Raw genomic sequence first — 11,749 nt, 5'->3', positions numbered from 1 at the left:
TAATTAATAACGTTAATTAAGTGATTTGGAATGAAGAGGACACGAGGTAGAGGGGAAGAGAAACGTATGATCAAATTAGTCATCACAGATTTAGACGGTACATTTTTGAACAGCCAAGGCAGTTTTGATCGGCCTTATTATGAACAAGTCAGCCAACAAATGAAAGAAGCGGGTGTTGCTTTTGCTGCGTGTACCGGCAAACAGTGTGAACGAGTGGAAGAACTGTTTGGTGAAGCAGCAGCGGATGTTTGGATTCTTGGGGATAGCGCGACCCGCATCAAACATCAAGGAGAGTACATCTTTGAATCGCTGCTGCCAAACGAATTAGGGCGGCGGATCATTGCGAAGCTCGCTGCGATTGCGCAAGATCATGTGATCATCGCTTGTACACCGACTGCGGCGTACATTGCTGACACAACCAGTGAAGCGGATGCGCAGAAAGTGCGTGGCTCTTATCGGGTGGTCAAAACGGTGGCGGATTATCAAACTATCACAGAAGATTTTGTGAAGCTCACTATTTTTGATCCCAAACTACGTTGTTTTGAGCATGTCCAACAGTTAAGCGAATTTACCAATGAAGCGTACATCGTGGCTTCGGAAGCCGCTTGGATCGATATCACCAATCAAGGCGTCCACAAAGGAACGACTGTGGCACACTTGCAAGAATTGCTGCACGTCACACCCGAGGAGACAATGGTTTTCGGCGATGGCTTGAACGATTTGGAGTTGATGGCAGCTGGCACGTTTAGTTTCGCCATGAGCAATGCCTTTGAGGAAGTCAAGGCAGCGGCAGCGTTTGTGACCAAGTCAAACGATGAAAATGGTGTGCTGAAAACTATCGAACGTCTGTTACCGATACAAATGAACCAATAAAAAAATCGCTCCCTAGCAGGGACAGCGTGCACTTTCATTTGACTGAAAGTAGACTGCTGCCTATTGCTAAGGAGCGGTTTTTTCGTTATGCATGTGGTTGACTGACGCTATAAGGATAGGCATCGGCTGACCACTCTTTGCTGCGAGGGACGATACCTAGCTGGAAGTTCAATGTACCACCGGCAGTCAATTCTTGGTGGGTGAAAAATAATCGCTCGAAGGGTTCTTCGTTCAATGTAATTTTATCCACGAAGAGCTGTTGCGGTGCATTGGGCGTGCTCTTGATCACTAAGTCTTTGCCTGAAGCAAGATGCAGTGTTGCTTGATCAAATAAGGGCATGCCAATGACATATTCGCCTGTCCCCGGTGTGACTGGATAAAAGCCCAAGGCATTGAAGATGTACCAACCAGCCATGCTGCCGTTGTCTTCATCGCCAGGAAAGCCTTTTGGTGAGTCATTGAAGCACTGTGTCAGTAGCTGCTTGATCAAGGGCTGTGCCATTTCTGGTTTGCCCAAATAGCTGAATAGATACGGATAGTGGAAGCTTGGCTGATTGGAGATCGCCAGCTGACCAAAATCGAGTGCGGCCATCTCACTCATTTCATGGATCTCGAACCCGTAGCCTTCTGTCGTATAGCGAGGTTCTTGATTGCACAAGTCGATCAGTTTTGCTTCAAAGGCCGCTTTGCCGCCGTGTGCAGTGATCAAGCCAGCGAAATCATGGTAAACAGCAAAACTACTTTGCCACGCACTGCCTTCTGCATAATCCAAGCCCCAGCGTGTGTCACTAAACTCTGGACGAAAAGCGCCATCTGGGTCTTTTGCCCGCATAAAGCCGGTCTCCTGATCGAAAATGTTGCGGTAATTTTGCGATTGCTGCTGATAATAGTCTGCTTGCTCGTCACCCAGCTGATGCGCGACTTGTGAGATACAAAAATCACTGTAACAATAATCAAGGGTGTGATTGACCGATTCATGATGCGTCAATGGCACATACCCGTAAGTCAAATAGTCCGTCGTGCCGCGCCGACCATAATTGGGATTTTCACTTTGGACGGTGGCACCTTTTTTCATCGCTGCTAAAAATTCGGGCATCAAATCGGGACGAATGCCTTTTACTGCGGCATCAGCGATCACGGCATCGATCAGCGTCCCGGGCATCAACCCCCGCTCATCAGGTGATAGCCATTTTGGTAAAAAGCCGCTTTCGCGATAACTGTTCAAAAAGCCTTCCAGCATGTCTTCCAATTGTTCGACAGCCAAGAGTGAAAAGAGCGGGTAGACAGTTTTATACGTATCCCAAAAGCCGTTGTTTGTGTACAGTGGTCCTGGTTTGATCGCTTTTGCCAAGGTATCCCAGTGCACTTTGCGACCCTCTTGATCGATTTCGAAGAAGGTTTGAGGAAACAAGAATAAGCGATAAAAATTATGATAAAAAGTAGAAACTTGTGCTTGATCGTGATGCTCGATCTCGATTTTTTGCAAAAAATGATTCCATTGCTGTTGGACAGAAGCCAGATAATCGGCAGGAGCCCATTGCTGTTCCCGCTGCAAGTTCAAACAAGCTTGTTCGCGACTGAGAAACGAGGTTGCAAAACGGATCGTCTGTGTTTGGCAATTATCAAAGCGGAGAACGACGAAGGCTTCTTTGCCTGTCAAGGCACCTTCGATCGCCGTGATGGGTGTTTCAAAACGATAGACGAAATGGAAGGTGAAGCTTTCGTCTTCGCATCCTGAAAATACGATCAGTTGACCAGCCACTGTCTGTTCATCCAACTGTTCTAAGACATAGTCACCCGGCAGTGACAAGCCAAGACCCGGCTGATCCCCGCAGTTTTCAATAGACAGCACACCGCCATACATACTGGGAATCAAAGTCGTTGTTGTTAAATACCGCTGCGTCTTGATTTTAAGAAAGGCTGGATTAAAGGTGCTTTCTTCCGGACGATACGAGCTTTGCGCATGGAAAAGGGTATTTTCAGAAAGCGTGCCGTTTATCGGCAGCATCGTCAGATGGCTGAAATCACCCATCCAAGGGCTAGGCTGATGGGTGATGCGAAAGCCCTGAAAGGTTCGATCTTCTGGATGAAACCACCAACTGCCTCGTTGATCGCTGGTTTGCGGGGCAAAGTAGTTCATGCCAAAAGGAACCCCTGTATAAGGCAGGCAGTTGCCATGGGAAAAACTATATTGGTTGTCTGTTCCGTGTCGTGTGTCGATCATTGATACGTTCACTTGGTTCACTCCTTTAATTGGGTTGATTCTCTTTTGATCAAAGAAACAGCCACTAAATGGGTGGTCGTCTCCGTTGGTACTGGGGGTGCTGCCTTCGCAGCGTTGATTTTCTCAATCACTTGGTTTCCTGCCAAGCGCCCCATCTCCGCAAAATTCTGCCCGATGGTCGTTAGTGCTGGATCAACGAGGGCAGCGGCTTGGATATTATCGAAACCAACCAGGGAAATGTTGGCAGGGACGTGAAAATCTGCTTGACGCAGTGCACGCATCAATTCGATGGCGATCAAGTCATTTTCACAGACGGCTGCCGTGACCTGATGTTCTTCCAGGTAGGCAAGCGCATTTGCGATACTGGCAGCTGTGTCGTCGAGCTTGGTGCGAAAGGTTCTTTGGGCTTTTTTCAGCGCATCGATGTAACCTAGATAACGCTGACGGACGGATTGTGGATGGTGGGTATCACCAAAAATATAAGCGATCCGTTGATGCCCCAACGCAAGTAAATGCTCCGTAGCTAGCTGCCCACCTTGAAAGTTATCTGGCATGACCGCTGGAAAATCAAACTCATGCAGCTTTTTATCTAAGGTCACGATAGGAAAGTGTTTTTCAGCACATTCGAACAGCAAGTCATAGTAAGAAAACGTATTGCTGGCGTAATAGATCAGGCCGTCGAATTCTTGCATCAGCTCAGCTGCCGTCGTTTTTTCCAAATAATCCACTGGTGTCATCAAAAGTTCAAAGCCGTGTTCTTGCATCACGGGGTAAATGCCTTCGGTAAAGTTTCCTAAAGAGAGATCATTGGCAAAGGGCAAGACAAACAAAATTCGTCCAGTCGCTTTTTTTTCCTTCAATTCTCGGACAAAGCTGCCGCTGCCTTGCACGCGATAGATCAGCTGATTTTGTTCCAGTTCCGTCAAGGCTCTTTTAGAGGTGATCCGACTGACTTGGTATTGTTCAGATAGTTCTTTTTCAGTAGGGACACGACTGCCCGGAGCTAATCGCCCTTCAACGATGGCTTCGTGAAGCTCCGAGTAAATTTTTTTATATAATGGTTGTTTCATAAGAAAACCCCTTTTGATATATCATATTTGTTAGCATACCATAAACCGATAAAAATGAAAACCCTTTAATTATTTTGAAAAAGCGCTAGACATTCACATGATTCATGATATACTAGGTTCGTAAATTGATATATCAAATCAGGGAAGGTGATGGAATGGTTTATAAAGAAATACCAACTTCAGTAGCAACATTTATGGAAACGATTACGGATCTATGCGGAGAAACGCATGCCGATTGGGCGAAAAATTTTAATGCAGCTTTTGCCAATACACTATTAACGACGGTCAAGCGTCATGAAGATGGCACGACCTTTTTACTGACGGGGGATATTCCAGCCATGTGGCTGCGAGATTCCACTGCGCAAGTTCGTCCGTATTTAGTGATCGCCAAAGAAGATGAAGACTTAGCAAGTATGATCAGCGGGTTGGTCAAGAAGCAATTCTACTATATTACGATCGATCCTTACGCAAATGCCTTTAACGAATCAGCCAATGGCGCTGGCCACCAAACAGACGATACAGAAATGAACGATTGGATCTGGGAACGCAAATATGAGATCGATTCTTTGTGTTATCCGATCCAACTGGCCTATCTGCTATATAAAAACACAGGCAGAACAGATCAGTTCAATGATGATTTTGTAACAGGCATCAAAAAAGCCTTGGAGGTGTTTGTAACAGAACAAAACCATGAGGAATCCCCGTATCGCTTTGAACGGGATACCTGGCGAAAAGAAGATACCTTGACTCATGACGGCAAAGGCGCGCCGGTGAAACCCGTTGGCTTGACTTGGTCAGGTTTTCGACCAAGTGATGATGCCTGCAAATACGGCTATTTGATTCCCTCCAATATGTTTGCGGTGGTGGTCTTAGGCTATATCCAAGAAATCTTTACGACGGTTTTAGAAGATACCGCGATCGTGGCACAAGCGAAAAAATTGCAAGCAGAGATCGAAGCAGGGATTAAAGCATACGGGTTGACCAAAAATCAAGCTGGCGAAGAAGTCTACGCGTATGAAGTGGATGGATTCGGCAACGGCACACTGATGGATGACAGCAACGTGCCGAATTTGATCGCCGCCCCTTACTTGGGGTATGGCAGTATGGAAGATCCCCTTTATCTTCAGACCCGTAAAACGTTGTTGAGCAGTGAAAATCCGTATTTCTATGAAGGCAAATACGCTAAAGGCATTGGCAGCTCTCATACGCCAGAAAATTATGTGTGGCCGATCGCCATGGCAATGGAAGGCATGACCACCACTGACAAAGAAGAAAAGAAACGAATTTTGGATCAGTTAGTGGCGACAGATGCGGGTACAAATTTGATGCATGAAGGGTTCGATGTCGATGATCCTTCGCAATACACGAGAGAATGGTTCTCTTGGGCGAACATGATGTTTTGTGAATTGGTCATGGATTATTTCGATATCCGAGTGGAAAAATAAGCAGCACGACCCACGACCGTTCGAGTGACACAAAAAGCAGTCCAACGACGCAAACAGCGAGGAGTAAAAATCAATGAAGAAACAAGTTTATATCATCTCTCACAGCCACTGGGATCGGGAATGGTACATGCCTTACGAACAGCATCACATGCGGCTAGTTGAATTGATGGATGATCTTTTAGAGTTAATTGAAAATGACCCTGAGTTCCACAGCTTCCATCTAGATGGGCAGACGATCATCTTGGATGACTATTTAGAAGTGCGACCTGAAAAACGCGAAGCGGTCAAAGCGGCCATCAAACAAGGAAAATTACAGATCGGTCCGTTTTATATTTTGCAAGATGACTTTTTGATCAGTGCTGAATCAAACACCCGTAATATGCTGATTGGAATGGCAGAAAGCAAAAAGTGGGGCACCCCTGTTATGTTGGGGTATTTCCCAGATACTTTCGGCAATATGGGGCAAACCCCGCAAATGATGCTGCAAGCCAATCTTGAAAGTGCTGCATTTGGACGTGGCGTCAAACCAATCGGCTTTGACAACGAAGTTTTACCCGATGATCAATTTACTTCCCAATATTCTGAAATGCATTGGGAAGGTCCAGATGGCAGTCAAATCTTTGGTCTACTTTTTGCCAACTGGTACTCCAATGGCAATGAGATTCCAGTGGATAAAGCAGAAGCCAAAGCTTTTTGGACACAAAAACTGCAAGATGTAGAGAAATTTGGTGCCACCAATCATTACTTAATGATGAATGGGGTCGATCATCAACCTGTCCAAAAAGACATTTCGGCAGCGATTCGTACAGCTAACGAGCTTTTCCCAGAGTATGAATTCAAACACGCCAGCTTTACCGAATACCTTGAAGCGGTGCAAGCAGATCTGCCAGATGACCTAGGAACTGTCACAGGTGAATTGACCAGTCAAGAAACCGATGGTTGGTATACTCTAGCCAATACCGCCTCTTCCCGAGTCTATCTGAAACAATGGAATACAAAGGTTTCCCGCCAATTAGAAAATGTTGCGGAGCCATTAGCAACTATGGCTTATGAAGCAAGCGGCAGCTATCCACACGATATGTTGGATCATGCGTGGAAAACCCTGATGCAAAATCATCCTCACGACAGTATCTGCGGCTGTTCAGTGGACGAAGTACACCGAGAAATGATGCCGCGGTTTGAAAAAGCCAATGAAATCGGCAAGTTCGTGGCAGATGAAGCGTTACGCAATTTAGTAGCAGCCATAGACACGAGCCAGTTTCCTGAGGAGAGTCGCCCCTTCGTGGTCTTCAACACCACTGGCAGCACCCGTTCTGGTTTAGTGGAAGTCGTGATCGAACTTGAGCGTAAAACATTCCGTGAAGGATTGCCAAGCAAGCTTTACCACGAATTATTGGCGAAGCCAAAAGGTTCTTATTCGGTGATCGATGAACAGGGGAAACCTGTTGCTGCGATCATCAGTGAAGAAGAGGTCCTTTTTGACTATGAATTGCCTAAAGATGCCTTTCGGATTCCTTTCATGAAACGCTTTGTCACGGTCCAAGTAGAAGCAAACCAGTTGCCGGAATTTTCATGGCAGACCTTTGCCCTAGTGGAAAAAGCCGCTACGCCAGTAGAGAGTGCACCGATCGTTTCAGAAGGAGGGCGTAAACTTGCCAACGCACATTTGGAAGCCGTCATTACTGAAAACGGCAGCTTGACGATTACAGACAAAGCAACCCAAAAAACGTATCGCAATTTACTGGTTTTCGAGGATGTGGGGGATATCGCCAATGAGTACATCTTCAAACAACCAGAAGGGGATCAAGCAATCTTATCGACGCAATTTCCGCATCAGGTGACGATCGAACAAAACGATCCGCTGGTGGGAATTGTGCGACTGACACAAGAATTACAGATTCCTGTTTCAGCAGATGACCGTTTGTTAGAAGAACAAAAAGCTGTCGTCGATTTCCGTTTCCGTAAAGCACAGCGGAGTCAAGAATTGGTTGCTTTCAAGATCGAGACGGAGATTCGCTTAGAACGAACCAGCAACCGCCTGGCATTTAAAACCACCGTCAACAACCAAAGCAAAGATCACCGACTGCGGGTTTTATTCCCAACAGGGATCATCACGGATTTCCATGAAGCTGACAGCATTTATGAAGTCGTAAAACGGCCGAATCAGGTTTCCAGTCATTGGGAAAACCCAACGAATCCGCAGCATCAACACGCCTTTGTCAACTTGCATGATGAAACAGGCGGCATGACGGTTTCTAATTTTGGTTTGAACGAATATGAAATCGTGAAGGATCAGATCTGCTTGACCTTGTTACGCTGTACGGGAGAGCTAGGCGATTGGGGCTACTTCCCAACACCAGAAGCGCAATGCTTAGGCAGCCACACCTTTGAATATGGCGTAGCCTGTCATGGGGCTCCTGAAGAACGTTATGAAACGTATCGCCAAGCACAAGCTGCCCAAGTTCCTTGGACGGCAAGCCAGACCGACAAGCATCAAGGCAAGCTAGCCAGCAGCAACCAATACATGGAAGCTCATGGAACGACGGTAGCTATCACCGCCTTAAAACGCAATCGCCAAGACCAGCAGATCGTTTTGCGGGGCTATAATTTGGCGGATCAAGCCACTGCCTTTCATGTGCAAAAAGAGCAGGCGACACTCTGTCTGTTGAACCTATTAGAGGAAGAACAAGCATCGTCCGTCAATGAGCAATTACACCCATATGAAATTCGAACCATTGGAGTAAAGGAGTGAGAAATGATGGTTTACGGAGGAATTGAAGCCGGCGGCACAAAAATGATTTGTGCCGTTGCCGATGAACAGCTGACGATCATCGCCCAAGAGTCGATCCCAACGACAACGCCAGAGGAAACGTTAGCGGCGATCTTTGCCTTTTTCGATCCCTACGATCTCGTGTCATTAGGGGTCGGTTCCTTTGGTCCGATCGGGATCGATCCAACCCAAGCGACCTATGGCCACATACTAGCCACGCCGAAACAGGGCTGGCAGCAGTTCGATTTTCTCGGTGCGTTGAAGAAGCGCTACCCAGAGACAGCATTTGCTTGGACAACAGATGTCAATGCTGCCGCTTATGGAGAATTACGCCAAGGAGTGGCACAAGGCAAAGACAGCTGTGTCTATTTGACGGTAGGGACCGGCATTGGCGCCGGGGTCGTTCGTGAAGGAAAGATTTTCGAAGGGATCGGTCATCCAGAAATCGGTCATACCTATGTCAAACGTCACAGTGAAGATATGTATGCTGGTACATGCCCGTATCACGGCGACTGTCTGGAAGGATTAGCCGCAGGGCCTTCTTTGGAAGGACGTACGGGGATCAAAGGACAAGACTTGCCGCAAGCGCACGAGATTTGGGGGTTGCAGGCCTTTTATCTAGGGCAAGCGCTGGTCAATATCACGTTAACTTTAGCACCTGAGATAATCATTTTAGGCGGTGGGGTCATGAATCAGCCGCATTTACTCGCTCAAATCCAACAAGCCTTCCTGAAACAAATGGCAGGCTATATGGAGACACCACCAGTGGAAGACTACATCGTCACTTGGGGCTTGCCGAACAAAAGTGGCATTATCGGCTGTCTCTTGTTAGGCAAAGAGCAGGTGACTGCCCATGACTAACCTGCATTTTCCTAAAGATTTTTGGTGGGGAGCCGCTGCCAGCGGTCCGCAAACTGAAGGACGAACGGCCGATGATGGCAAAGGCGATTCGATTTGGGACTATTGGTACGCAACGGAACCAGAACGCTTTTATCAAAAACGGGGACCCAAAGATACCGTCCAGCTGCTGCAGCGTTACCCAGAAGATGTAGCATTGATGAAAGAGATCGGCTTTAATTCTTTTCGAACCTCGATCCAGTGGAGTCGCTTGCTGCCAGAAGGAAGAGGAGCGGTCAATCAACAAGCGGTGGCGTTTTATCGCGAGTACTTCGCCACTTTGATCGAAAATGGCATCGAGCCTTTCATCAATTTGTATCATTTTGATATGCCGATGGCACTGCAAAAAGAAGGCGGCTGGCTCAATCGCGAGACTGTCACAGCATTTGCAGATTATGCCGCTTTGTGTTTTGAGTTGTTCGGTGATCAAGTCCGTCATTGGTTCACGCAAAATGAACCGATCGTGCCAGTGGAGATGGGGTATTTGTATCAACAGCATTACCCAGCAGAAATCAACTTGGCACATGCGGTGCAAGTCGGCTACCATGAAGCACTCGCCAGCGCTTTAGCGATCCAACGCTTCCGTCAGTCTCAGCAATCAGGCGAAATCGGCATCATCTTGAATTTGACACCGACCTATCCGAAAGATCCGAATGATGAAAAAGATGGCCAAGCGGCGCAACTGGCAGATGCCTTTTTCAACCGTTCCTTCTTAGATCCAGCGGTCAAAGGCACCTTTCCGGAAGAATTGATCACTGTCTTAAACGAGTTGGCGATCATGCCAGAAACCAGAGCAGAAGATTTGCAGATCATTAAAGAAAACACGGTCGATCTCTTGGGGGTCAACTATTATCAGCCGCGGCGGGTGCAGCAAAAGCGTTCAGCCAAAACAGCGGACACTCCAATGCCAGAAGATTACTTCGATGTTTATGATTGGCCAGAAAAGAAAATCAATCCCCATCGAGGCTGGGAAATTTATGAACGAGGCATTTATGATACCTTGATCAACCTACGAGACAACTACGGCAATATCCCTTGTTATATTTCAGAAAACGGCATGGGAGTCGAAGATGAAACACGCTTTATCGATGCCAGCGGTCAGATCCAAGACGAGTACCGCATCACCTTTATCAAAGATCATTTGCGGTATGTTCACCAAGCAATCCAAGAAGGCAGCCGGTGCCGCGGGTATCACATGTGGACTTGCATGGATAATTGGTCTTGGCTGAATGAATTCAAAAATCGTTACGGGTTTATTGCCGTTGATTTGGCTACCCAAAAACGCACCATCAAAAAGTCAGGTGAGTGGTTCCGCGAAGTGATTCAGCAAAACGGCTTTGTCGATTGATCCTTTGTAAAAAACAACTCAATGAAGCGTCCTATCTTGCAAAAGGTAGGACGTTTTTCTGGTTTTTAGAGAATAAAAACAAAATATAAACAAAGACCTTTAATTTGTTTCATTTTATCTTTAGTTTGTTCCTTATTTTTTAGGGATGAAAGCGTTATTCTAGTAGCATGAAGGAGATGATGAGATGTGAAGAAAAAGGGGTTTTGGAGGAATGTCTGGCAATACAAAGCGTTAATATTGATGGCTTTGCCAGGTGTTGTCTGGTTTATCTTTTTTTTCTATATACCTGTATTCGCAAATGTGGTGGCGTTCAAAGATTTCCACATTTCACCAGACGGCTTTTTTGCCAGTTTGAAACAAAGCCCGTGGGTCGGCTTTGATAACTTTAAATTTTTATTTGCATCCAATGATGCTTGGCTGATCACTAGAAATACGTTACTCTACAATATCGTATTTTTAGCATTCAACCTATTCTTTGCGATTGCCTTTGCCATTATAATGAGTGAGCTACGCAATAAGCGTTTGGTAAAAGTTTATCACACGATGTCACTGTTGCCGTACTTCCTTTCTTGGGTGGTTATTTCGTACTTTGTCTATGCCTTTTTGAGTCCAGACAAAGGGATCATCAACCAATGGATCACGGGTATGGGCGGTGAAGGAATCAACTGGTATGCTGATCCGAAATGGTGGCCGTTTATTTTCGTCTTTATGAATGTCTGGAAGAGCTTAGGTTACAACAGCATCATCTATTATGCGTCAGTGGTCGGGATCGATCAAACGTATTACGAAGCCGCGATGGTCGATGGTGCCAGCAAATGGCAGCAGATTAAAAATGTGACGTTGCCACAACTGATTCCAATGATTTCCGTCTTGTTGATTTTGAACATCGGTGGGATCTTCCGTGCCGACTTCGGACTTTTCTATCAAGTCCCACGAAACTCTGGGGCGTTGTACCAAGTCACCTCCGTTTTAGATACGTACATTTATAATGGACTGACTGCCACAGGCGACTTCGGGATGACCGCAGCTGCCGGCCTTTATCAATCAGTGGTTGGGGCATTATTATTACTAACAGCGAATTTGGTTGTTCGTAAACTAGAACCAGATTCAGCATTATTCTAA

At 46.3% G+C, this 11,749-nt stretch carries 8 protein-coding genes; 6 read left to right on the top strand and 2 right to left on the bottom strand.

Annotated elements, in window-relative coordinates; genetic code table 11:
- Positions 1-66 precede the first annotated feature (66 nt).
- Positions 67-873: a Cof-type HAD-IIB family hydrolase gene (locus tag IGI94_RS10980; RefSeq protein ID WP_438899752.1), complete on the top strand. Its 807-nt coding sequence runs from the start codon at positions 67-69 to the stop codon at positions 871-873.
- Between the two features lie 85 nt (positions 874-958).
- On the opposite strand, the gene IGI94_RS10975 is transcribed toward IGI94_RS10980, so the two are convergent.
- Together IGI94_RS10975 and IGI94_RS10970 are read right to left on the bottom strand one after the other, a co-directional pair.
- On the bottom strand, positions 959-3,109 hold the full coding sequence (locus IGI94_RS10975; protein WP_438899751.1) for a GH92 family glycosyl hydrolase: 2,151 nt from the start codon (positions 3,107-3,109) through the stop codon (positions 959-961).
- A gap of 5 nt (positions 3,110-3,114) precedes the next feature.
- On the bottom strand, positions 3,115-4,167 hold the full coding sequence (locus IGI94_RS10970) for a GntR family transcriptional regulator (RefSeq protein ID WP_438899750.1): 1,053 nt from the start codon (positions 4,165-4,167) through the stop codon (positions 3,115-3,117).
- A 155-nt stretch (positions 4,168-4,322) separates the two neighbouring features.
- Between IGI94_RS10970 and IGI94_RS10965 the strand changes: the two genes are divergently transcribed.
- The 5 genes from IGI94_RS10965 (at position 4,323) to IGI94_RS10945 (ending at position 11,749) form a co-directional block, all read left to right on the top strand.
- The gene (locus tag IGI94_RS10965) at positions 4,323-5,612 is read left to right on the top strand and encodes a glycoside hydrolase family 125 protein (RefSeq protein WP_016613582.1); all 1,290 of its coding nucleotides are present in this window, start codon (positions 4,323-4,325) and stop codon (positions 5,610-5,612) included.
- A gap of 73 nt (positions 5,613-5,685) precedes the next feature.
- Positions 5,686-8,364, top strand: a complete 2,679-nt coding sequence (locus IGI94_RS10960; RefSeq protein ID WP_438899749.1) for an alpha-mannosidase — start codon at positions 5,686-5,688, stop codon at positions 8,362-8,364.
- 3 nt (positions 8,365-8,367) lie between these two features.
- Positions 8,368-9,243, top strand: a complete 876-nt coding sequence (locus tag IGI94_RS10955) for an ROK family protein (protein ID WP_438899748.1) — start codon at positions 8,368-8,370, stop codon at positions 9,241-9,243.
- On the top strand, positions 9,236-10,627 hold the full coding sequence (locus IGI94_RS10950; RefSeq protein WP_016613579.1) for a glycoside hydrolase family 1 protein: 1,392 nt from the start codon (positions 9,236-9,238) through the stop codon (positions 10,625-10,627). The genes IGI94_RS10955 and IGI94_RS10950 overlap by 8 nt, the downstream gene beginning before the upstream one ends.
- Before the next feature lie 240 nt (positions 10,628-10,867).
- The gene (locus tag IGI94_RS10945; RefSeq protein WP_086294872.1) at positions 10,868-11,749 is read left to right on the top strand and encodes an ABC transporter permease; all 882 of its coding nucleotides are present in this window, start codon (positions 10,868-10,870) and stop codon (positions 11,747-11,749) included.

This window comes from Enterococcus sp. AZ149, from assembly GCF_051714285.1.
GTDB classification, from domain to species: domain Bacteria; phylum Bacillota; class Bacilli; order Lactobacillales; family Enterococcaceae; genus Enterococcus_D; species Enterococcus_D entomosocium.
This window is presented reverse-complemented; position numbering and strand designations above follow the sequence as displayed.